The following is a 22,748-nucleotide window of genomic DNA, read 5'->3' as shown; positions in this document are numbered from 1 at the left end:
TTCCTTCTCTAGTCAGTATTAAGCGTAAAGTGGGTTAAGTTTTTCAGTATCGATATTAAAGCGTTTAATTGCTTCAGTAACAACACTGTGTTCAACATCACCACGGTTTGCTAATTCATATAAAGAAGCCACTACAACGTACTCTGCACTTACTTCAAAGTGAGTACGTAAATTTGCACGGCTATCACTACGACCAAAACCATCAGTACCTAAACAACGGTACTCTGTGTCAATGAAGGCACGAACTTGGTCTGAGTAGTTTTTAATGTAATCGGTTGCTGCAATTGCAGGGCCCGCTTCTTTAGTGATTACTTGTGCGATGTAAGGTACACGTTGCTCACTTTCAGGGTGAAGCATGTTCCAACGAGTTACATCTTGACCATCACGACCTAGTTCATTGAATGACGTTACAGAGTAAACATCACTTGAGATATTGTAATCATCACTTAAGATTTTAGCTGCTTCACGAACTTTCTCTAAGATAGTACCTGAACCAAGTAATTGAACATTCGCTACCGCTTTTTTCGGTGCAACTTGATCTAGTTGGTAAATACCTTTAATGATTTGCTCTTCAACTTCTTTGCTCTCAGGCATTGCTGGGTGCTGATAGTTTTCGTTCATTAAGGTTAAGTAGAAGAAGATGTTTTCATTTTCTTCGTACATGCGACGTAAACCTTCACGTACGATTACAGCAATCTCATAACCGTAAGTTGGATCGTAAGTTACACAGTTAGGGATTAAACCTGCTTGAACATGTGAATGGCCATCTTGATGCTGTAGACCTTCACCATTAAGCGTAGTACGACCAGCAGTAGCACCTAATAAGAAACCACGTGCTTGGCTATCACCCGCTGCCCATGCTAAATCACCAACACGTTGGAAGCCAAACATTGAGTAGTAAATGTAGAACGGAATTGTTGTTGCGTTACAAGTAGAGTAAGACGTACCTGAAGCTACCCAAGATGCCATTGCACCTAGCTCATTAATACCTTCTTGAAGTACTTGACCTTTCTTGTCTTCGCGGTAGTAAGCAACTTGGTCAGCATCTTGAGGTACATATTTTTGACCTTCGTTGGCATAAATACCCACTTGGCGGAATAAACCTTCCATACCAAAGGTACGTGCTTCATCAGGGATGATTGGTACGATACGCTTACCAATTTTCTTATCTTTTAATAAGCTGTTTAATACACGAACAAAAGTCATTGTTGAAGAAACTTCACGCTCTCCAGAACCCTTTAAGATTGCATCAAAAGTTTTTAATGCTGGGATTTCTAATGATTCTTCAGCTTGTTCACGACGCGCTGGTAATGAACCACCTAACGCTTCACGACGTGCCTTCATGTACTTGTATTCTTCACTGTCTTCAGGGAACTTGTAGAAAGGTAAGTCTGCGATATCTTCATCTTTTACTGGGATATTGAAACGATCACGGTAGTGTTTAATTGACTCAACGTCCATTTTCTTAACGTTATGTGCAATGTTTAATGCTTCACCTGATGCACCTAAACCAAAACCTTTAACTGTTTTAGCAAGGATTACGGTAGGACGACCTTTGGTTTTAATAGCTTTATCAAAAGCAGCGTAAACTTTAACTGGATCATGGCCACCACGGTTTAAACGCCAGATATCTTCGTCTGACATGTTTGCAACCATAGCTGCTGTTTCAGGGTACTTGTTAAAGAAGTTTTCGCGAGTGTACTTACCACCTTTCGCTTTACAGTTCTGGTATTCACCATCAACTGTTTCGTTCATAAGCTGTAGTAATTTGCCAGAAGTATCACGGGCTAATAAAGCATCCCAGTATGAACCCCAAATAACTTTATTTACTTCCCAGCCTGCGCCACGGAAAGTACCTTCAAGTTCTTGGATAATTTTACCGTTACCACGAACAGGGCCATCTAAACGCTGTAAGTTACAGTTGATAACGAAACATAAGTTATCTAAACCTTCACGCGCGGCTAAACCAATAGCACCTAATGATTCTGGCTCATCACACTCACCATCACCTAGGAAGGCGTAAACTCGTTGACCAGAACAATCTTTAATGCCACGGTCTGTTAAGTATTTTAAGAAGCGTGCAGTGTAAATAGCTTGTAGTGGACCTAAGCCCATAGAAACTGTTGGGAACTGCCAGAAGTCTTGCATTAAGTGTGGATGTGGGTAAGAAGATAAACCTTTACCATCACACTCTTGACGGAAGTTATTCATTTGCTCTTCAGTTAATCGACCTTCCATAAACGCACGAGAATAAATACCCGGTGAAATATGACCTTGTGCAAAAATAAAGTCGCCGCCGTTTTCTGGCGTTGCTGCTTTAAAGAAGTGGTTAAAACCAACATCGTATAAGGTTGAAGAAGAAGCGAAGCTACCAATGTGGCCACCTAGCTCTAAGTCTTTTTTAGAAGCACGTAAAACAAGTACTAAAGCATTCCAACGAATAGCGGCACGAATGCGAGATTCAATGGTTTGATCTGCCGGCATGTGCGGCTCTTGCCCTGGAGGAATAGTATTGACGTAAGCCGTTGTTGCATTAAATGGTAAGTGAGTACCACCACGACGAGCTCTATCAATTAATGTTTCTAATAACTGATGCGCACGCTCAGGGCCTTCATTTTCTAATACTGACTCTAATGACTCTAACCACTCTTGGGTTTCTGCTGAATCAATATCGATATTTGGTAGATCTGACATATTGCATTGTCTCCAATATTATTTGTTTATTTAATAATTTTTTAATCAACAACGTATAGACAAGGCTATACGCATAATACTTGTATCCGTTTACATTAACTTTTTATTACATTCGCCTCATGGAACGTTCCATGCGACTATTCTCTTGAGTGAGCTTTAATAGCACTTCTTCAATAAAAGCAAGGTGGCGATGACTTGCCCCCCAAGCTTTTTTAGGCTGTCCGCTAGTAATAGCATCAAGCAAATTTTTTCTATAATCTGTTATTTTGCTAAAGATATCAGGTCGTTTAGCTAAAACTGTTAAGTTTTGTTCTATGTTATCTATCAGCAATGTCGCCATGCTGCGAGCTGTATGTAATATCACTGCGTTATGCGATGCTGCGCATATGGCCATATAAAATTCATATACTGCTTGTGCTTCAAGATGAAAGTCATCTTCTAATTGACTACTACCAATGAGATCATGCTTTTCTTGAATAAGCTCAAAATCAGCGCTTGTCCCACGCATTGCCGCATAATATGAGGCCATGCCTTCCATACCATGGCGAAACTCTAACAGATCGAATTGTGATTCGTTGCTGTTCGCCATTAAATCAAATAATGGATCTTCAAAAGATTTCATTAATGTTTTAGTAACAAAGGTACCACCACCTTGTTTACGAACCACTAAGCCTTTTGCTTCTAACTTTTGCACGGCTTCTCGTAATGAAGGCCTTGAAACTTCAAATTGCTTCGCCAGTTCACGTTCAGGTAATAGCTTTTCACCTGGCTGTAAACTCCCTTCAATTATCATGTTTTCTAGCTGCGCTAGAATAATGTCCGATAACTTCTGTGGCTTAAGTTGTTGTTTCAAAGGGTTTAACATGAATTATTGAGCCTTTGTTTACTTTTCTTATAATGAATATTTCAAACGTTTCACGTATATTTTTTGCTCTGATTTTTAATGGTAAATTGGTAATACCATTAAAAAGAAGGACAATAAAATAGCAAACAAATGCCCTATTTGCAATGTAATTTAGTAGAAGATAGCGATTAAAGCAAGGAGCTTTTCTGTTAAAAAAAGCAAATTTTATAGAGTTAAAACTTGAAACGCTTGTTTTATTTGTGTGTTTAAATTTAATGGTCTTACCAATATGGTTGTGTGATATTTCGAGTAGTGTGAAGCACTATTTTGATTGGTTTTATGCGAAGAGTAGAGGGAGTTTTATGAGGAAGTAAGGTTATTGTTGCGGTTAACAACAATAACCTATTAATTGAATTTATAATAACTTAGTGGTTAATTTATAACGCCAGTCAATATCAGGATTGAAAGTACAGAAAGCAATAGTAGTAGATTGCGTTTAGCTAAGCGCACTAATAGGCAGGGCTCTGCAGTGCAGTCATCTTTATCGACGACAATATCTTCAGATTTTTCTGCAACGTCGGTTAATATTTGATGTGCTGATTTTTTACCGTCGAATAAGTTTTCTAACCAGACAGGCAGTGCTCTTGAAAAGTGGCCTACTAACATATAGCCAAAAGAGGTAATTCTTACTGGTAACCAGTCAAGATAAAACAATACATCTTGATAATTTTGACAACCAGAGGCAATGTTTGGTGGTTGATGTTCGTCAGTTACTGTGGAACTATCTTCTTCCTTCAAAGATGCTTGCAGTGTTTCGCTTTCAGTTTTCTCGTTTACACTGTCGCTCTGTTCTTCATCTAAACCTTCTGTTGAACTAGATCTATTTTCTTGCTCAATTACTGTTGTCAGTAAACGGTAAAAAACCACACCTGCAGCGCCAAAGAATACAAAAAACAACATGATGGCAATATAGTAGCGGTAATTAAGCCAAATGAGTGCTTGCCCAAATCCCATACTAGGTAAGTTTTTATCTTGTAATAGTTGTTGGTGGTATAACTCAGCGGTGGTTTCTTCGCCACGAAAAGCCGATTGCAAGTAATGTTTATAAATATCTCTAATATTGATACAACCAAAGCTTACTATCAGCACTAAGGTTGAAATGATGAAATGCAATAAGCCGTTTTCAACTAAGGATAATACGCCATATACAATAGCCACAGGTAATAGAATAAACAGGCTATAACTAAGGTTGCGATTTTTTAACTGCGATAACATTGCATTATCATGAAAAAAGCGCGCGTATTGTTGATAGTAAAATTCAAAGCGCCAATAAGATGAAGATAATGATCTTTCAGCAGCAAGTGCTATTAGTAAACTTAGTAGACTCATGTGTTAACCTGATTATTAATTAGTATGCCCCTGGCTGCTGCATAGCAGCTCGGATGCGCTATTGTACTGTAACTATTTAGTTTAAAGTAGTGTCTATACCTGTTTGTATAGCATAAAGCCTATGCTTTAAGTTGCTTCACTTTTTCAAGCTCGGTATGAAAAAGCGGCCAATTAAATGCCTGTCCAGGATCTGTTTTTCTACCTGGGGCAATATCACAATGACCTACGATATTTTTTTTCGATATCAATGGGTATTGGCTTTGTAAACTTGCCGTAAGTTTTGCTAATTGTTGGTACTGCACTGTTTCATACGGAATATCATCAGTTCCTTCGAGCTCAATACCAATAGAAAAGTCATTACACTTTTCTTGCCCTTCAAAACAAGAGACACCAGCATGCCATGCTTTATCGTTAAAGCTAACATATTGAATAATACTGCCATTTCGTCTAATTAAGCAATGGGCAGATACTTGTAAATTAACAATATCAGCAAAACTTGGGTGTGCATTGGCATCTAAATTACCCATAAATAACTGAGTTATATGATCACCACCAAAATGGCCTGCAGGCAAAGAAATATTGTGGACAACCAACAAGCTTATTTTGTCGTGCATATCTCGAGGGGTAAAAAAGTCAGAATTTATTTTTTTTGCTTCTAGCAGCCAACCTTGCTCGATGACAAATCTTGGTAGTAAATTATTACTTTTTTTGGCTTTTTTCTGTTTGCTTAACGACATACAATGAATGTTAGTTTCTATTATTTATATTTCTCATTATGACTGAAGATAACTCAACAAACAAAATAGGTAAAACATTTGTCTGGTTGGCCTGGATTATGGCACTGGCATTATTGATGTTTGTTTTCCAAGATGTACTTGATGAGCAATATAACCCAAACACTCGCCCAGAAGTTAACTTAACCAGTTCAGGTCAAGCTGAAGTTATTTTAAAACAAAATAGGCAAGGGCATTATGTTGCAAAAGGATTGATCAATGAGTCGCCAGTCACGTTTTTACTTGATACGGGGGCAACACAGGTCTCCATACCCGCTCATATTGCCGATAGCTTACACCTAGAAAGTTTTGGTAGTTATCCAGTGCAAACTGCGAATGGCACAGTGACCGTTTATAAAACGCAAATAGATCAACTTAGCATTGGAAATATTTTCCTATATAATGTTGCCGCGCATATCAACCCAGGCATGAAAAGTGATGCTATTTTATTGGGGATGAGTGCGTTAAAAAAAGTAGAGTTTAGCCAAACCGGCAAGCAACTTACTTTACGTGAATACCCTTAACAGCACATAACTGGATAAACCAATGGCTACTTCTGAACTACTTTCCGACGAGATGTCGACACTACAACATGATATTGCTGCAACTGTTTCTTGGGCACTTAAAGAAGATTTAGGTGTTGTTGATGGGCAGTCTCCAAGCACAGAGCAAGATATTACTGCCATGTTGATTCCAGAGCATGAGCAAGCAATTGCGACGGTAATCACCCGTGAAGATTGCATCGTTTGTGGTGTTGCTTGGGTAAATGAAGTGTTCGCTCAATTAGATGCTGCCCAAAAGGACGTAGCTGATACAAAAATCACTTGGTTTGTGAATGATGGTCAAATGGTGAAAGCAAACACCACATTATTTGAATTGCAGGGTAATGCCAGAACATTACTTACTGGTGAGCGTACGGCACTTAACTTTTTACAAACCTTATCAGGGACGGCGACTTTAACAAGCACTTATGTGAAAGCGTTATCTGGTTCAAACACAAAATTGTTAGATACACGCAAAACATTACCAGGTTTGCGAAGCGCCCAAAAATATGCCGTGCTTTGTGGTGGTGGTGTAAATCATAGAATTGGTTTGTTTGATGCCTTTCTTATTAAAGAGAACCATATTGCCGCTTGTGGTGGCATTGCTCAAGCTGTTGCTACAGCAAAGAAAAACCATAGTGACAAAACGGTAGAGGTTGAAGTGGAATCAATGGCTGAACTTGAACAAGCCCTTGATGCAGGTGCTGACATCATCATGCTTGATAACTTCACACCAGCTATGATTGAACTTGCCGTTACTGCAACGCGTGGCAAAGCAAAGCTAGAGGTATCAGGCAACATGACGCTAGAAATTCTACAAGAGTACACCAAGGCAGGGGTAGATTTTATCTCGTCTGGTGCACTGACTAAACACGTGCAAGCGATTGATCTATCGATGCGTTTTAAATAATTGCTGGCTTTAATACTTCACTGGTTTTAAGGCATTTTATTAAAGGTGAATACTTTTTATGACCAACATAGCCAGTCAATATCAGGTTAAGTTTGATAGCCCAAGTGCCTCTGAATTTATCAGCTTAAGAGCACAAGTTGGCTGGTCTAATGCTAGCAAGGCGCAAGTACTCACTAGTTTGCAAAATAGTTTATTTCATGTAGCTGTTTATGAAGATAAACAGCTAGTGGCTATGGGTCGATTGGTTGGCGATGGCGCACTCTATTTTTATATTCAAGACGTAGTTGTCGCGCCAACTTTTCAGGGTAAAGGTTTGGGTACACTGGTGATGGAGCATATTGAACACTACCTAGCTACTACAGCTAAACAAGGTGCAACGATTGGCCTGTTAGCTGCACAAGGTAAAGAAGCATTCTATAAACGTTATGCCTACCTAGAAAGGCCTACTGCTTCACTAGGGCATGGCATGTGTAAGTTTGTTTAGCGGAACATTGAGGCGATAATTTTTGCTACTTACGTAACGCTTACTTTAATTTACTCACAAAAGTTTTTCGAAATTTGGCTAACTTAGGTGAAACGACAGCCTGACAATATTGATTTTCAGGGTTGTTATTAAAGTAATCTTGATGATAGTTTTCGCCTGAGTAGAAAGTAACGGCTCCAGTAACTTGCGTGACTATCGCATCAGAAAACATATTCGCAGCTGTCATCTCGTCAATAATCTTATTGGCTGCTTGTTGTTGTTTATCATCATGATAAAAAATGGCGGAGCGGTATTGTGTACCTATATCGTTTCCTTGACGGTTTAACTGAGTTGGATCGTGCAGGGTAAAAAATATCTCTAAGATTTCTTGATAACTAATTATGCTAGGATCAAAAGTCAGCTGTACCACTTCAGCATGGCCTGTTGTTCCTGTACATACCGCTTTGTAGGTAGGCTCGGTTGTTTCGCCTCCCATGTAACCAGATACGGCTGATGAAATACCTTTCAGTTGTGAAAATGCTCCTTCAATACACCAAAAGCAACCACCAGCTAGGGTGGCGATTTGTGGCGATTTGTTGGTGCTTTTATCTGTAGGATTAATTGACATTTTTATGATTTCACTCATTACATAAGATAAAAATAGAGATAGTATAGGAATAATATAATATTTAGATGAAGTTAAATAGACTCAATAGATCATCAATTTATGTCGCCATTTTTTAAAATCAATCATTTAACCACAAACTTAATCTCTAATAAGCAAATTCAGCTTGTGCTCGCTTTACGAAGTGCTGCAATTGTCGTGCAGTTTTTTTTAATTCTGTTCGTCAATATAGGGTTAAATTATGACTTACCTTGGACACCACTGTTTAGTGTGATTGGTTTAGAACTTATCTTTACGCTAGTTAGTTTTATTTTTTATCGTAACCGACAGGAAATCAGTCAATCAGCTTTGTTAGTGCAAATTTGTGCGGATATTTTATTTTTGTCGCTGCTGTTATTTTTCAGTGGTGGTGCAACCAATGCTTTTGTATCGCTACTATTACTGCCTATTGCCATTGCCGCTGTCACACTTTCCCCTCGTTTATTAGCATTGGTGGCTTTGTTAGCTATGGCTTCTTATAGCATGTTGCTTTGGTTTTTACCCATGAGTGTTATGCACGGAAATATGCAAGGGCATTTTATAGGCATGGGGATTAACTTTTTATTTTCTGCTCTCGTGGTTGCTGTGGTTGTAGGTAATATGGCACGCAGTATTAATCAACGAGAACTTGCAATTGCCGCCTATCGAGAAAATTTATTAAAACAAGAGCAAGTCACCTCATTAGGTGTCGCATCAGCGCAAGTCACGCATCAATTAGCAACGCCGATTGCGACGGTGCAATTATTAGCTGATGAACTGGAAGAAGATTTTCCTGATAATAATGTCATTACCGAAATGCAAAACCAACTTAAGCGTTGCACTGATAGTTTAGACACCTTTCGTACTATGGTCTTTTCAATAAAAGAGCAAGAGAGTACACAAGTGAGTATTAATCAGTTACTTGATGAAATTCTTGAAAACTTAGGTGTTAATTATCCGGATATAAAGGTGGCACTGAATAAATTGCATCAAGAAGATGTTAATGTTGTCGCTGATGCTGCGCTATTGCCTGCCATTTTAAATTTAATTAATAACGCGATCAGAGCAACGAAAATGAATGCAGCGAACAATATAAATTTAACGAGTGAGGTCAGAGGCAATAATTGGCAGTTTACTATTCGTGATTATGGCTTAGGCTTTACCCTTGAAAAGTTAAAGCAACTAGGTATTAAACCGGTTAGCAGTGAACAAGGTTTGGGTATGGCAGTATTATTAAGCCATGCCAGTTTAGAACGCCTTGGTGGTAAGTTAGCCTTAACCAACCATCAAGAAGGTGGTGCGCTAGTCACCTTGAGTTTACCTATTTAACGGAAGTAAATAATGAAAAAATTATTATTGGTTGAAGATGATATTATTTTTGCCAACACCTTGATGCGACGACTAACCAAGCATGGTTTTGTTTGTCAGCATGTTGAAACAAACTCAGAGGCACTATTGACCTGTCAGCGCTTAAAGCCTGATGTTGTATTGTTAGATATGAAACTTGCACAAGAGACTACGCTTAATATCATCACGCCGATACGTCAATCTTTACCTAATAGCCGTATTATTTTACTGACGGGTTTTGCCAGTATAGCAACCGCTGTAGACGCCATTAAATTAGGGGCTGATGATTACTTAACTAAACCTCTTGATACGCAAACCTTATTAGCGGCTTTGAATGAAGAAAAGGCTTCTGGTATCACAACAGATACTGTTATTGATGGTGACACCTTATCGGCAGAGCAAGCTCAGTGGCAGCATATTCAACAAGTGTTAAAAGCCAATGACGGTAATATTTCTGCTACCGCACGTCAGCTTTCTATGCATAGGCGAACTTTACAAAGAAAGCTACAAAAAAGGCCTGCGAATTAAACCGAGTTAAGGCTGAGTTAAGGTTAACTAAAAGTTATAGGCGACATGTTGATGAAATCTAATAGTCACTTCTTCTTTAACGGGTTCCATTTCTAATTCAGTTGCCATTAAACGTAATGCTTGCTCTATTTGATTTAAAAATCGGCCAAAACCATACTCTGTTTGATTTTTGTTGGTCGCAACAAATACCAATTGGATATTATCAACTAACTCATTGGCATCCCATTTACTAATTATGCCGCATGGATTTTGTGCTGGGTTATAGCCTAGCATTTGCAGCTCGCCAATACGTGAAACAATATCATGCAAACTAAAGCGCACTATGGGCACTAAACCATTCGCAATGATGGCGCCATTATTTAAATTATAATGTTTAGCTGCCTGAGTAAAAGTGTCGGTGATATACGTATATAAAGGGTTATAAGGATCATCAGAATGAGGGTCAACCTCCACCATATTTAACAACCTATTTGAAACGGGTAAATTAATTACCACATAGGTCATTGCCGAATGATGCTCAGGTAAGTTGACATGCATACTGGCATATCGTTGGGCAATGGGGCGTAATTTGTGCGCCTGACTTGTTAAACTGTTATCCGCATTGTTTGGTTTATGCTTGGCAAATAAATCATAAGTAATGTGCTGATGATCGCGCAGGCGAATATCACAGCAATCAATGGCAAGCTCTTTGGCGTAGCTTTTTATTAATTGAGACACTTGTGAGTGAAATCTCGCGGAATTATTCCTAATGTCTGTCCCTGAAGTTAAAAACAACAAGGCGATTTTTTTGGCGCGTTTATTGACATCAAAAAATGATTTTTGTAATTGATGATTTTCAGGATCATAGTAGAACAAAATTTGTTGATTAGTTTGCCATTGATGCATTTCTTGATTAAAACGGACGCGGGCTAATTTATCATTGGCGATAAACTGACAGTTTTCTATTTCATACCTATCACCATGCTCAAAAAATATCTCAGCTAAGGTTTGATAAAAAGCATAATACGGGCTGTTATATTCGGTATCTGTGTGCGATGAAAACCTTGCTAAGAGATCGTCTGTAATAGCGAATTCGGCTAAAATATACTGATTGTCACGGGCATTGCTTGGAATATAGCTTTTGTGTGCTGCACTGCGCTTTCGGATAATTGACATAGGTTTTGTGTTAGGTTCATCAGAAATGTTAATGCGTGTCATTGTAGGGGGTGAAGATGACATTTTTATGTCAGGATTAGATAAAATATTTGTGATATATTTTTTATAAGTAGGTTAAAAACTAAGGATTATAATTTGTTAGCAGAACAGCAGGCGTTAATTTCAGCGGTAAATACAACGATGCCATTTGGCAAATACGCCGGTAGAAAATTATTACAATTACCTGAGCCTTATTTAGTTTGGTTTCATAGCAAAGGTTTTCCAGAAGGTAAACTGGGGGAACAACTGGCGTTAATGTATGAAATAAAACTTAATGGCTTAGAAGGAATGCTTAAGCCTTTATTACAAGAAAACTCATAAATGTGGTGAGTTCTTTTTCGCTTTTGTTTTTTGAAAAAAAGCATGAACAACTTTCTTAACCTAACTAGAAAGTATCAATCTTCCACATACTTCTTTTAAATTAATTTACGCTAATGATTTTAATTTTTATAGCGTCTTATTCTATAAAAAAGGAGTTGCTATTTTATAAAGAATTGTTTTTTTAATAGAAGTTTTTGTCTGAAATTTATACAAGAATGTCGTAGCTTTCCACTGTGATTTTTGTCACTAACTGAGTGTGTTTTTATACTTGCATCACGGGTCTAAATCTTCTTAAATGAAATAGTCAGCCGTTAGGCTCTTAGCTAAGTTGTTAGCGATAAGTTATTTGATAAGGCTGGCCACTACGTAGTATTAGTTGTTGACTGATAACCACAGTTAACTACTTGTTTAAAATGGTATTTAAAGTTACGAGGTGTTTTGGAAATGAGAAGACAGAAAAGAGATAAACTAGGAAGAGCGCATTCAAATGGCTACCAAGCAGGCCTGAGCGGGAAATCGAAAGACAATTGCCCTTATGAAAATGTTGATACTAAATCGCAATGGTTAGGGGGGTGGCGAGAAGCTGTTAGTGATCGAAATATGGGCTTATTTAAATAAGGTTGTCGTTGATGTTTAGCGCAATGCTACTTTGTTCAAGTATTTGCTTGTAGCATTGTGCTTTACCAGAAGATTATTGTTTCTTACCGTATTATCCGTTATCGCCTTTCATCATTACACTTCATTATTACACTTCATCTAATCACACTAATTATTGACACTTTTTTTGTTTCCGCACACTGAGCAGTTTTGCTGCTTTTTCATTGTAAACTGTTGCCACTGATTTGATAAACCATCAAATAAATTTAACTGATTAACTTGTGCGTCATTACCCGTGAGTAGCTTTATCGCTTGTAAAGACTGCATACCTGCAACAATGGCAAGTACAGGCCCTAAAACTCCGATAGTTTGACAATTATTTGCTGGTGCTTTTTCAGTTGCGGGAAATAAGCAATGATAGCAAGCACTGCTTTCATCCCTTGGATCGACAACCAATTGTTGGCCATCAAACCCTGTGGCTGCGCCGACAACTAAAGGAGTTTTATGGTTAATACAGGCATGATTGATTAAATAGCGCGTTTTGATATTGTCTGAGCAATCGAGGACTAAATCGACTTGTGGCAGGTAATAATCGCATAGCTCTTGATCTAACATTTCATCAATTGCTTCAATCTCTGTATCAGGAAATTGAGCCGCTAGTTTCTCTGCCGCCACATCGGCTTTATTTTCCCCAATATTTTCTGGGCTAAATTGAATTTGCCTAGGTAAGTTACTGATTTCAATACTATCACCATCAGCTAAATACAGGGTTCCGATTCCTGCTGCTGCTAGATATAAACTTGCCGGATTACCCAAACCACCCACACCTACAATCAATACTTTGGCATTACGTAAAGCTAGTTGCCCTTGTTCACCAATTTTATTCATTATTATTTGGCGTGAATATTTAAGTTGCTCTTGGTTTGTTAACACAATATTTCCTGTTTTTTTCAGTAAAGGTAAGTGCGTACTGCGCTCGCTTTAAACTGTAAGTAGATAGTTTTATTTATTGTAAGTGCTAATTTTTGCTGTGAAAAGGTACTGATATTGACAAAAAACGTTTGCTTATTGCTGGCAGTGGTTGACACTGCTGCTGTAATGAGGACTTTATTATCAATGCAATCAATAGTGGTGATAGTTGCAGTAAGGTGATTGACAATAGATGAGTTCACAGGCTCGGTTAAAGATATGCTGATATCACGCGCTAAAATAAAACAACGCAGTTTATCCTGCGGATTATTTTGCTCAGCGTTTGTAAGCGCAGGTAAATATATATCTTGCTGTTCACTGAGTTTTAAAACGGCTAAACCATGACCATTATCTAACGTACTAATGGCTAATGACAAGCTGGTTTGTTGGTGAATAATATCACCAGAATTTGTTTGGTTTTGGTTGTAGTTTAACTGGTGAATCATAGAGTGAATATCATCATAACCCACCACTTTTCCTTGTGATAACACCAACAATTTATCGCAAACTTGCTGTAATTCATCAAGCGAGTGGCTAACATACAGCATAGGCAGTTTTAGCTCCTGCTGTATTTTTAGTAATAACTTAAGTAGTTTGCTTTTTGCTTGTCTATCCAACGCACATAGTGGCTCATCAAGCAATAATAATTTTGGCTCGGCTAATATAGCTCTGGCTAAAGCCACACGTTGTTTCTGTCCGCCAGACAGTTCATCAATATGTTTGTGGAGTAAGGAGCCTAGCTCAGTTAACTGAATTATTTCCTCAAAATTTAACTGGCGGTTTCTACATCGTTTAACTGCAAATGTTAAGTTTTCGAGTACGGTTAAATGTGGAAATAAGCGGGTGTCTTGAAATACTAAGCCTATTTTTCTGTGTTCGGCTTTGATGAAGTGGCCAGTTTTGCTATTGACTAAGCAGGTCTCATCAAGCGTTATTTCGCCAGTAATGTTTTTTGTTAATCCCGCGATAGCTCTTAATAACGTTGATTTTCCTGAGCCTGAATGACCAAAAATACCTGTTATACCCTTTAATGTGAGTGCTTGCTGCACCGCTAAAGTAAACGAGTTAAAGTCTATTTTTATATCTAGATTAAGCGTCACTATTTACTCGCTTAGCTAAACTTAGCTTTGGTTTATTAAGGAGGTAAATAGCCGATAAAAGTATCATTGAACCGATCAATAAACTGATGGCGAGCACATGAGCCTTGGCATAATCGAAAGCTTCAACATGATCAAACAGGGCAATAGATAGCACCCGAGTTTCACCGGGAATATTACCACCAATCATTAAAATTACGCCAAATTCACCGACAGTGTGAGCAAAACCTAGACTGGCTGCGGTGATAAAGCTTGCTTTTGTCATCGGAAAAACAATATTAAAGAATCTATCTAAAGGTGTAGCGCCTAACATAGCGCCCGCTTCAAGTAATGGCTCGCCTAATTGCTCAAACGCTTTTTGCAGAGGTTGTACAACAAAAGGCATAGAGTAGAGCACAGAGCCGATAACAATAGCTGAAAAACTAAATGCAAGTTGTTGCCCAGTGGCTTGTTGCCATAGTTGCCCTGGTAAATATTGCGGGGAGAAAGCAATGAGTAAATAAAAACCTAATACGGTTGGCGGTAGCACGAGTGGTAGGGCAACAACTGCTTCTATCACGACTTTAAAACGGCTTTGCATTTTGGCAAGGAACCACGCCAGTGGCGTGCCAATTAACAGTAAAATAATGGTGGTTAAGGCCGCCATTTTTAGTGTGGTGGTTAAGGCAAGTAAGTCAGGGTTCATTCTGTCCCCACGCTTGTTGATGCTGCTTGAACATTTGCATAACCAAAGTCAATGATACGTTGTTGAGTACTTTTTGAAAGTAAGTAGTCACTTAGCTTTTGAGCTTTGTTTTTATTGTTGCTGTTTTTTATGATCACCAATTGCTGAGCAATAGGGTCATGATAATTTGCTGGAATAATTGTCCCAGTTAAGTCATTTAACACTAATTGACTATTAGCGACTAATCCTAAGTTGACTGCCTGACTGCGCACTTGGGTAAAGGTTTGAGTAACATTGATGCCTTGAATAAGGTTTGCTTGATATTGTTGCCACAAGCCTAAATTTTCAAGGGTTTGTTTAGCAGCTTTTCCGTAAGGGGCAATATCAGGGTTAGCAATAGCCAAATGTGCTGGTGTGTTGTTTAGCTGAGATTGTAAATCTTGTAATGTTGCTTTTTTGCTTATAGAGAATAAAGCTAACTGGCCATGGGCATAGGTTTTCCGACTATTGCTAACAATTAATCCTTGCTGCTCAAGCTGTTTAGGTCTTGTGGTGTCGGCGGCAATAAAAATGTCAAAAGGTGCGCCATGGTTAATTTGTAGAAATAATGCGCCAGTAGCACCGCTGATAATTTGCGTGCTAATTTGGCTTTGTTGATGAAACTCCACCAATAATTTTTTTAATACGGGAGTGAAATTTGAGGCGACTGCAATGCGTAAAGGCTGATCAACTTGTTTAACTTTACTTAAGGCTTGTTCGCTAAAAACCGCACTTGCAAACAGCAAAGCGGTTACAAGCCAAAAAATAGTGACTTTAGTGGCTGATTTAGCAGTTGATTCAGTTGAAAAGCCTAGCTGCATAAATTACCACTTAGCTGCTTTATTTTCGTCACTGGCTTTGGCATCAAGCCAATTTGAGCCATCTTCACTGGCTTCTTTTTTCCAAAAAGGCGCCTGAACTTTTAAATAATCCATAATGAACTCATTGGCGGCAAAAGCATCTTGACGATGCATACTGGTAACGCCCACAAAGACGATTTGTTCACCAATATTTAATTCACCTACGCGATGTATCACTTTTACACGGTTAATACGCCATCGCTCTTTGGCAGTGTTAATTATTTTGGCTAATGACTTTTCTGTCATACCTGGGTAGTGCTCCAGCGTTAAACTGGTGACATGTTTACCTTCATTTTTATTTCGTACCCGGCCGGTAAAGGTCACTACAGCACCGTCTATGGCGTTGTCTTGCTCAAGTAAAGCAACTTCATCAGCTAAGCTAAAGTCTGCGGTTTGTATCGATATTTCTGGGTGATGATTTGTTGTCATAATAGCTTTAGCCGAAGGTTTATCCGCCGGTAACAGGTGGGAAAAATGCCACTTCGTCACCTGAATTAATCGTTTGCTCACTACCCACCATATCGTGATTGACTGCCGCTAATAGTGCGTTGTTTGCAAACACTTGCTGCCAATTTTTGCTTTTACTGGCAAGCAAAGCTTTTAAATCAGCAACTGTGTCAATCTTGTCATTATCAATTGATAATTCACTGCAGGCTAACTGCTCTCGTAATGCGGCAAAAAAAACAACTTTGATCATGATAATTTTCTCTTGTTTAAAAATGAGCTAATGGAGATGCACACCAGTCATTCGTTTCGATTCGTTTCTATGCTGATTGCCAACTGCCTGATTTGCCACCTTCTTTGGTGAGTACTTTAATACCGTGAATTTCCATCGCGGGATCAGCGGCTTTACACATATCAAATAACGTTAAACAAGCCACTGAAACAGCCGTTAAGGCTTCCATTTCAACGCCAGTTTGACCAGTCAAACGACATAGGCTTGTAACCTTCACTTGTGTGTTTTCTTCATCAAGTGTGAAGTCAACTTGTACCTTACTTAACATCAATGGGTGACATAGCGGGATCAAGTCGCTGCATTTTTTCGCTGCTTGAATACCGGCAATACGTGCTACAGCAAAAACATCCCCTTTTTTATGCTTACCTGTAGTGATGAGCTCAAAGGTTGCCGCATTCATTTTAATAAAACCTTGCGCTGTTGCGGTGCGGGATGTCATGGCTTTTTCAGTGACATCAACCATATTGGCTTCACCTTGCTGATTCAAGTGGCTTAGCGTCGGTGATTGTGTAGCGTTTGTTGAATCTGTCATTAGCTGCGAGTCTCACATTGCTCAGCACGGAGGTTTAAATGCGGGACAAAATTGCACGGCCTGTGACTGGCATCTAGTTGTTCTTTAATCACTTTATCCCAAGCGGTTTTACAAGCATTGGTTGATCCTGGCACACACAGCACTACGGTTTTGTTGGCAATACCGCCAAAGGCACGTGATTGAATGGTAGAAGTGCCTATTTCAGTGAGCGATATATGGCGAAATATTTCACCAAAACCTTCGATATTTTTATCAAACAAAGGCATTAAAGCTTCAGGGGTATTGTCACGGGCAGTAAAACCTGTGCCACCTGTTGAAATAATGACGTTAATACTATCATCAGCTATCCATTGAGATACTTTTGCTCGTAGTTGATACACGTCATCAATAACAATCGCTTTATCAGCTAAGTTGTGACCAGTGTCAGTGAGACGCTCAACTAATGCCTGACCTGAGGTATCGTTTTCTTCAGTGCGAGTATCTGACACTGTTAGTACTGCTATGTTTAAAGGGGTAAAAGTTTTGCCGCCGTGTGCTGACATAATTGTTCCTTTGAAAAATATTTATTGACTGAATAACTGTTTTGCTTGTTGCCATTGTTCGGGCGTATTGGTGTTAAAAAGTGCCTGCTCATCTGCTATGTTAATGGCTTGATGGGGGACTTGTTTTAATAAACTGTTTATTGATGGCCCTTTGTTTTTAAATCGAGTGCTTTTGGCTTTTGCTGACTCTGCTTCTGTTGAAACTGCTTGATTAAAAGCTTGCTGTAAAAACAGCTCTAAATAAGCGTTGTTCGGTAAATACAATGGAATATTATGGCCGGTAAAGTGTGTTGCTTTTTGGCTTAATTCCCCTTTTAAGCGTAACTCAGTTAACGCTTGTACCGTCATGCAAGGTAAGTCGACCGGTAAAATTAATAGTGACTTAGCTTGAGGAAAACGTGATAAAACACTCAGAATGCCACCAACTGGGCCAGCGTCTTTGATTTGATCAGCTACGTCATAATCATCACCGCTGACAACAATATGCTGAATACCTGAATCTGCTAATAATTGTTTAGAAAATTCAAGCATAGAAGTATGGTTACGGGTCAAGGAGGCTTTATTTTCCCCCATTCGTGACGATAAACCGCCAGCAAGTACAACACCTAAACAGTCATCGCTAAATGAGTCATGAATTGATAAGGTCGTCATATTAACCGCCTAGCATTGCCAAGTGCTTAGTGCCGCCAGTAAGTTTATCATGCAGAAAATGTGAAGCTTTCTTATCGCCAAGCAAAGATAAAATTTTAGCTTGTAACGGTTCAATATCATCACATTGCAATTGTTCACGTAACGATAAACCACTGTCACCGAATAAGCATAAATGCAATTTACCTGAAGAGCTAACTCGTAATCTATTGCAGCTGTCACAAAAATCTTTTGAGTAAGGCATGATTAAACCGATTCTGCCTTGATAGTCTGGATGGTAAAACTCTTGTGCAGGACCAGCAGCTTTGTCTTGAATAACAGGCAGCCAGCCATCTAAAATTAAGTTTTGTTTGATACGAGAGCCTTGCACGTGTTGAGCATCAAAGAAGGCTTGGTTATCGCCAGTTTGCATCAATTCTATAAAGCGTAATGTTACTGGTGTGTCTTTTAACCAGTCTAAATAGCTTTGAATATCTTTACCGCTATATTCACGCATTAACACGGTATTAATTTTGATACTTGGTCGGCCATCAGCTAAGGCCATATCAACGCCTTTTAAAATTGTATCAAGCTTGTTGTGACCTGTAATGGCAAGAAACTGTCTTGGATCTAAACTGTCTATGCTGATGTTTATTGCATCAATACCTGCATCTAACCAGTGAGGAAGGTGCTCAGGTAATTTATAACCATTGCTGGTTATTGCAACCTTCTTAATGCCTTGGGTTTGCTTACATGCCGCAATTATTTCAGGTAAGTCTTTACGAAGGGAAGGCTCACCACCGGTAATTCGAATTTTTTCTGTGCCAAGACTGGCAAAGGCTGACGTAACTCGCTTAATTTCAGCAAGCGACAAAAAGTCGCGAGGTTGATCACATTGATAACCGTCAGGCAAGCAGTAGTTGCACTTAAAATTGCAAACGTCAGTAATAGATAGACGCAGGTAATAAAACCTACGGCCGTAGTTGTCTGTTAACATATCACCTTTCCAAATGTCGGGAGGCTAACGCGTTTCCTTGTTAACCCTGGCAGCAAAGCGTTTTTTCATAACACAGTTGCTACGGCTTGAAATAACATAGCTGTTTAGTAAAAAACAGTGCGTTAGTTATTCCAGCTCGGTGTAAAATACTTTTAAAACCAAATGGCTTCTTCTAAGTATATATCATTTTATGAGAGTGATAGTATCATTTTTTTGATTTATCAATACTTGATATATATCTATAAATGTCAGATTAAATGACTATCACTAACGCCTTTATTTAAGTAATAATAACGCCATTCACCTTTTGAGTTTTTAGAAAAAAATTAAGCGAGTTTGCCATGTCTGATTGTTGTTCTGCTCCAGGACTGTTGCCCTTTGACAGTGCGTTAGAAAAAATGCTGTCCCAAATAACGCCGGTAGTAGAAACCTTAACCTTACCGATTACACAAGCGTTAGATTATGTTTTAGCGCAAGATATTGCTAGCCCCTTGAATGTACCAAATCATGATAACTCTGCTATGGACGGGTACGCTTTTGCACTAGATAGCTTATCTCAAAGCAATACCTTAACTTTGGTAGGGCGCTCTATGGCTGGTGCGCCTTTTCAGGGCGAGTGTAAGTCAGGTGAATGCATTCGTATTATGACTGGCGCAAAAATGCCAGCTTGTTGTGATAGTGTTGAAATGCAAGAAAATGTAGAAGTTGAGGCAGATCAAATTACTTTTTCGGCTGGAAAAAGTTTCAAAGAAAGGCAGTTAGGCTCTCATGTGCGTAAAGCAGGTGAAGATATTAAACTTGGTCAGCCAGTGTTAAGTCGCGGGCAGAAATTATCAGCCGTTGATATTGGCATTTTAGCCTCACTTGGCGTAAGTGAAGTGAGCGTTTTTCGTCGATTAAAAGTAGCGTTAATTGCCACTGGTGATGAATTAAAAATGCCGGGTCAAACACTTAATTCAGGTGATATCTACGAAAGTAACAGCTTTGTCTTACAAGCAATGCTGGAAAAATTACATATTGAGGTGATCAACTTTGGCATTATCAAAGATGACTTTGAAGCTATAAAAGCCGCTTTTGTAAGTGCTGATAGTCAAGCGGATGCTGTTATTTCATCTGGTGGTGTATCTGTAGGCGATGCTGATTATACGAAAACTGTATTGGATGAACTGGGTGAAATAGGTTTTTGGAAAATAGCCATGAAACCAGGTAAGCCCTTTGCTTTTGGTAAGTTATCGAACAGTGTCTTTTTCGGATTGCCAGGTAACCCTGTGTCCGCCTTAGTCACTTTTCATCAGTTAGCTATTGTCGCATTAACTAAAATGCAAAATGCTGCTGCGTTAAAGCGAACTCATTTACAGGTTAAATGTATTCATGACCTAAAAAAATCACCTGGCCGTATGGATTTTCAGCGCGGCATATTAATGATAAATGAGCAGGGTGAAAATGTTGTTTCATCTACAGGAGCTCAAGGCTCAGGTATTTTATCCAGTTTAGCCAATGCTAATTGTTTTATTGTACTGGCGGCTGAGCAAGGGAGAGTCAGTGCAGGAGAAACCGTGACTGTACAATTGTTTGATCAATTTTTGCAATGAAATGTGTAAACAAAATGTAATAAATTTGTAGTGTAAATGATTTTAAATGAGAATCATTTACAAAATAAAAATGTTGAACTAGACTGAAATTATCTTAGATAGGAACAGACTATGAAGCATCAACTTAGTTTCGGTAATATTAAAATTTATAATAACAACATTGCCGAAGTTATCATTAATAAAAATATTGAAATGACCTTAGAAATGGTTGAAGAATGTGAACAATTTTTTTCGGAGCACTTTTTTGACAGTTTTGGTCTTTTAGTCAATAAAGTTAATAGTTATCAATATAGCTATGAAGCTAAGTTAACTATGGGTTCTCATGAAAAACTTAAAGCCATTGCTGTGATTAATTATCATGATGCTGGTGTTAAGCAAAGTAAACGCATAGCCTCACTACGAGAAATGGATGATTTGAATATGAAAACATTTGCGGGCTTAGAGCTGGGCTGGCAGCAAGGGTTTGATTGGTTAACAAAAGAACTATCAAGTGAGTGATAGTTCTTTTGTTGCATTTTATTTCATTAATACATTAAAGTTGCGCAAAGCACTTCGCTGCAGCTTCTAACGTTTCCTCAATAATTTCATCCGTATGTGCAGTAGATAAAAAGCCCGCCTCAAACGCTGAAGGTGCTAAGTAAACACCTTGCTCTAACATCAAGTGGAAGAAGCGTTTAAATTTGTCACTATCACACGCCATAACTTGTTCAAAGCTAGTAATAGGTCCTTCATCATTAGTGAAGAAGAAGCCAAACATTGCACCTACATAATTAATTGTTAGGTTAATGCCGTGACGCTCTGCTGCGGCTTTTAAACCCATCGCAAGTTTTTCAGTGGCAGCACTAAGTTGTTGGTGTTTTTCACCTTTTGATAACTCTGTTAATGAAGCTAACCCTGCAGCCATCGCAATAGGGTTACCTGAAAGCGTACCTGCTTGGTAAACTGGCCCTACAGGCGCAATGTAGTCCATTATCTCTTGCTTACCACCAAATGCACCAACAGGCATACCGCCACCAATGACCTTACCTAAAGTGGTTAAGTCAGGCTTAATTTGGTAATGCGCTTGTGCACCGCCTAAAGCAACGCGAAATCCCGTCATTACTTCATCAAAAATAAGCACGGAATTAAATTCATCACAAACCTCACGAAGCCCTTCAAGGAAGCCTTTAACAGGAGGTACACAGTTCATATTACCCGCTACAGGCTCAACAATAATACAGGCGATTTGATCTGGGTATTTTGCAAAAATTTCTTTAACTTCTTCTAGATTGTTATAACTAACCGTTAATGTATGTTTTGCAAAGTCAGCAGGAATACCGGGCGAATTTGGCACACCTAAGGTTAAGGCGCCAGAGCCCGCTTTAACGAGTAATGAGTCGGCGTGACCATGATAACAGCCTTCAAATTTTAATATTTTGTCTCGGCCAGTAAAACCTCGAGCTAAACGTATTGCACTCATGGTGGCTTCAGTGCCAGAGCTTACCATGCGTAGTGATTCCATAGAGGGCACTAATTCACGTACTTTCTCAGCCATGGTGATTTCTAATTCCGTTGGCGCACCAAAACTAAGACCATTTTGAGCGGTATTAATAACCGCTTCTAAAATGCTTGGGTGGTTATGACCCAAAATCATTGGCCCCCAAGAGCCAACATAATCAATGTAAGCATTATCATCAGCATCATAAATATAAGCACCTTGTGCGCGTTTGATAAAAGACGGTGTGCCGCCCACACTATTAAATGCTCGTACAGGTGAATTTACGCCACCAGGGATAATTGTTTTTGCTTGAGCGAATAATTGCTCAGAATTACTGGTTGAAAAATTAGTTGTTCCATTCATAGTCAAAA

Annotated in this window: 26 protein-coding genes and 1 riboswitch; of the genes, 9 read left to right on the top strand and 17 right to left on the bottom strand. The window is 38.9% G+C overall.

What is annotated here, in order from left to right; all coding sequences use genetic code 11:
* Positions 1 to 18: 18 nt before the first annotated feature.
* From aceE to ampD, 4 genes are all read right to left on the bottom strand, one after another.
* Complete coding sequence (aceE, locus tag AC27GZ_RS02100; RefSeq protein ID WP_487093222.1) at positions 19 to 2,694, bottom strand: pyruvate dehydrogenase (acetyl-transferring), homodimeric type; 2,676 nt, start codon at positions 2,692 to 2,694, stop codon at positions 19 to 21.
* 106 nt (positions 2,695 to 2,800) lie between these two features.
* On the bottom strand, positions 2,801 to 3,547 hold the full coding sequence (gene pdhR / locus AC27GZ_RS02095; protein ID WP_487093818.1) for a pyruvate dehydrogenase complex transcriptional repressor PdhR: 747 nt from the start codon (positions 3,545 to 3,547) through the stop codon (positions 2,801 to 2,803).
* Between the two features lie 423 nt (positions 3,548 to 3,970).
* Complete coding sequence (gene ampE, locus AC27GZ_RS02090) at positions 3,971 to 4,927, bottom strand: beta-lactamase regulator AmpE (RefSeq protein ID WP_487093221.1); 957 nt, start codon at positions 4,925 to 4,927, stop codon at positions 3,971 to 3,973.
* Positions 4,928 to 5,046: 119 nt separating this feature from the next.
* On the bottom strand, positions 5,047 to 5,664 hold the full coding sequence (ampD, locus tag AC27GZ_RS02085; protein ID WP_487093220.1) for a 1,6-anhydro-N-acetylmuramyl-L-alanine amidase AmpD: 618 nt from the start codon (positions 5,662 to 5,664) through the stop codon (positions 5,047 to 5,049).
* A 38-nt stretch (positions 5,665 to 5,702) separates the two neighbouring features.
* Between ampD and AC27GZ_RS02080 the strand changes: the two genes are divergently transcribed.
* The 3 genes from AC27GZ_RS02080 to AC27GZ_RS02070 are packed head-to-tail and all read left to right on the top strand — an operon-like array spanning position 5,703 to position 7,636.
* Positions 5,703 to 6,224, top strand: a complete 522-nt coding sequence (locus AC27GZ_RS02080) for a retropepsin-like aspartic protease family protein (protein ID WP_487093219.1) — start codon at positions 5,703 to 5,705, stop codon at positions 6,222 to 6,224.
* Between the two features lie 52 nt (positions 6,225 to 6,276).
* Positions 6,277 to 7,152, top strand: a complete 876-nt coding sequence (gene nadC / locus AC27GZ_RS02075; RefSeq protein ID WP_487093817.1) for a carboxylating nicotinate-nucleotide diphosphorylase — start codon at positions 6,277 to 6,279, stop codon at positions 7,150 to 7,152.
* Between the two features lie 58 nt (positions 7,153 to 7,210).
* Positions 7,211 to 7,636 carry a GNAT family N-acetyltransferase gene (locus tag AC27GZ_RS02070; RefSeq protein WP_487093218.1) on the top strand — a complete coding sequence of 142 codons (426 nt, stop codon included), beginning with the start codon at positions 7,211 to 7,213 and terminating at the stop codon, positions 7,634 to 7,636.
* A 40-nt stretch (positions 7,637 to 7,676) separates the two neighbouring features.
* On the opposite strand, the gene msrA is transcribed toward AC27GZ_RS02070, so the two are convergent.
* A complete protein-coding gene (msrA, locus tag AC27GZ_RS02065; protein ID WP_487093217.1) occupies positions 7,677 to 8,243 on the bottom strand; it encodes a peptide-methionine (S)-S-oxide reductase MsrA in 567 nt (188 codons plus the stop codon).
* 99 nt (positions 8,244 to 8,342) lie between these two features.
* On the opposite strand from msrA, the gene AC27GZ_RS02060 reads away from it, so the two are divergent.
* On the top strand, positions 8,343 to 9,587 hold the full coding sequence (locus AC27GZ_RS02060; protein ID WP_487093216.1) for an ATP-binding protein: 1,245 nt from the start codon (positions 8,343 to 8,345) through the stop codon (positions 9,585 to 9,587).
* A 12-nt stretch (positions 9,588 to 9,599) separates the two neighbouring features.
* Entirely contained in the window at positions 9,600 to 10,133 is a 534-nt protein-coding gene (locus AC27GZ_RS02055; protein ID WP_487093215.1) for a response regulator transcription factor, read from the top strand.
* Between the two features lie 27 nt (positions 10,134 to 10,160).
* Here the strand turns inward: AC27GZ_RS02055 and AC27GZ_RS02050 are convergent, their stop codons facing one another.
* Positions 10,161 to 11,351, bottom strand: a complete 1,191-nt coding sequence (locus AC27GZ_RS02050) for a DUF3083 family protein (RefSeq protein WP_487093214.1) — start codon at positions 11,349 to 11,351, stop codon at positions 10,161 to 10,163.
* Between the two features lie 72 nt (positions 11,352 to 11,423).
* Between AC27GZ_RS02050 and AC27GZ_RS02045 the strand changes: the two genes are divergently transcribed.
* Positions 11,424 to 11,648 carry a DUF3820 family protein gene (locus AC27GZ_RS02045; protein ID WP_487093213.1) on the top strand — a complete coding sequence of 75 codons (225 nt, stop codon included), beginning with the start codon at positions 11,424 to 11,426 and terminating at the stop codon, positions 11,646 to 11,648.
* A gap of 444 nt (positions 11,649 to 12,092) precedes the next feature.
* Positions 12,093 to 12,266 carry a ribosome modulation factor gene (gene rmf / locus AC27GZ_RS02040; RefSeq protein WP_487093212.1) on the top strand — a complete coding sequence of 58 codons (174 nt, stop codon included), beginning with the start codon at positions 12,093 to 12,095 and terminating at the stop codon, positions 12,264 to 12,266.
* A gap of 147 nt (positions 12,267 to 12,413) precedes the next feature.
* On the opposite strand, the gene AC27GZ_RS02035 is transcribed toward rmf, so the two are convergent.
* From AC27GZ_RS02035 to moaA, 10 genes are all read right to left on the bottom strand, one after another.
* Positions 12,414 to 13,178 (bottom strand): HesA/MoeB/ThiF family protein, encoded by a 765-nt coding sequence (locus tag AC27GZ_RS02035; protein ID WP_487093211.1) that lies wholly within the window; start codon positions 13,176 to 13,178, stop codon positions 12,414 to 12,416.
* A gap of 17 nt (positions 13,179 to 13,195) precedes the next feature.
* Positions 13,196 to 14,314, bottom strand: a complete 1,119-nt coding sequence (gene modC / locus AC27GZ_RS02030) for a molybdenum ABC transporter ATP-binding protein (RefSeq protein WP_487093210.1) — start codon at positions 14,312 to 14,314, stop codon at positions 13,196 to 13,198.
* Positions 14,304 to 14,996 carry a molybdate ABC transporter permease subunit gene (gene modB / locus AC27GZ_RS02025; RefSeq protein WP_487093209.1) on the bottom strand — a complete coding sequence of 231 codons (693 nt, stop codon included), beginning with the start codon at positions 14,994 to 14,996 and terminating at the stop codon, positions 14,304 to 14,306. The genes modC and modB overlap by 11 nt, the downstream gene beginning before the upstream one ends.
* A complete protein-coding gene (modA, locus tag AC27GZ_RS02020) occupies positions 14,993 to 15,835 on the bottom strand; it encodes a molybdate ABC transporter substrate-binding protein (protein ID WP_487093208.1) in 843 nt (280 codons plus the stop codon). The genes modB and modA overlap by 4 nt, the downstream gene beginning before the upstream one ends.
* A 3-nt stretch (positions 15,836 to 15,838) precedes the next feature.
* Positions 15,839 to 16,303 carry a molybdopterin synthase catalytic subunit MoaE gene (moaE, locus tag AC27GZ_RS02015; protein WP_487093207.1) on the bottom strand — a complete coding sequence of 155 codons (465 nt, stop codon included), beginning with the start codon at positions 16,301 to 16,303 and terminating at the stop codon, positions 15,839 to 15,841.
* Positions 16,304 to 16,322: 19 nt separating this feature from the next.
* Positions 16,323 to 16,571: a molybdopterin converting factor subunit 1 gene (gene moaD / locus AC27GZ_RS02010; RefSeq protein WP_487093206.1), complete on the bottom strand. Its 249-nt coding sequence runs from the start codon at positions 16,569 to 16,571 to the stop codon at positions 16,323 to 16,325.
* 67 nt (positions 16,572 to 16,638) lie between these two features.
* Positions 16,639 to 17,142 (bottom strand): cyclic pyranopterin monophosphate synthase MoaC, encoded by a 504-nt coding sequence (gene moaC / locus AC27GZ_RS02005; RefSeq protein WP_487093205.1) that lies wholly within the window; start codon positions 17,140 to 17,142, stop codon positions 16,639 to 16,641.
* On the bottom strand, positions 17,142 to 17,684 hold the full coding sequence (gene moaB / locus AC27GZ_RS02000) for a molybdenum cofactor biosynthesis protein B (RefSeq protein ID WP_487093204.1): 543 nt from the start codon (positions 17,682 to 17,684) through the stop codon (positions 17,142 to 17,144). Before moaB ends, moaC begins: the two co-directional genes overlap by 1 nt.
* 21 nt (positions 17,685 to 17,705) lie before the next feature.
* Complete coding sequence (mobA, locus tag AC27GZ_RS01995; RefSeq protein ID WP_487093203.1) at positions 17,706 to 18,335, bottom strand: molybdenum cofactor guanylyltransferase; 630 nt, start codon at positions 18,333 to 18,335, stop codon at positions 17,706 to 17,708.
* Position 18,336: 1 nt separating this feature from the next.
* A complete protein-coding gene (gene moaA, locus AC27GZ_RS01990) occupies positions 18,337 to 19,308 on the bottom strand; it encodes a GTP 3',8-cyclase MoaA (protein ID WP_487093202.1) in 972 nt (323 codons plus the stop codon).
* Positions 19,295 to 19,462, bottom strand: a riboswitch (molybdenum cofactor riboswitch). (Overlaps the previous gene by 14 nt.)
* 187 nt (positions 19,463 to 19,649) lie before the next feature.
* On the opposite strand from moaA, the gene moeA reads away from it, so the two are divergent.
* Together moeA and AC27GZ_RS01980 are read left to right on the top strand one after the other, a co-directional pair.
* Positions 19,650 to 20,900 (top strand): molybdopterin molybdotransferase MoeA, encoded by a 1,251-nt coding sequence (gene moeA, locus AC27GZ_RS01985; RefSeq protein ID WP_487093201.1) that lies wholly within the window; start codon positions 19,650 to 19,652, stop codon positions 20,898 to 20,900.
* A gap of 111 nt (positions 20,901 to 21,011) precedes the next feature.
* Positions 21,012 to 21,398: a hypothetical protein gene (locus AC27GZ_RS01980; RefSeq protein ID WP_487093200.1), complete on the top strand. Its 387-nt coding sequence runs from the start codon at positions 21,012 to 21,014 to the stop codon at positions 21,396 to 21,398.
* A 34-nt stretch (positions 21,399 to 21,432) separates the two neighbouring features.
* Here AC27GZ_RS01980 and hemL read toward each other — a convergent pair whose 3' ends face one another.
* Positions 21,433 to 22,740 (bottom strand): glutamate-1-semialdehyde 2,1-aminomutase, encoded by a 1,308-nt coding sequence (gene hemL / locus AC27GZ_RS01975; protein ID WP_487093199.1) that lies wholly within the window; start codon positions 22,738 to 22,740, stop codon positions 21,433 to 21,435.
* Between the last annotated feature and the right edge of the window lie 8 nt (positions 22,741 to 22,748).

The organism is Colwellia sp. SU-HH00943 (assembly GCF_057546125.1).
Note: the sequence above shows the minus strand (reverse complement) of the source record. Positions and strands in the feature narration are given on the sequence as shown.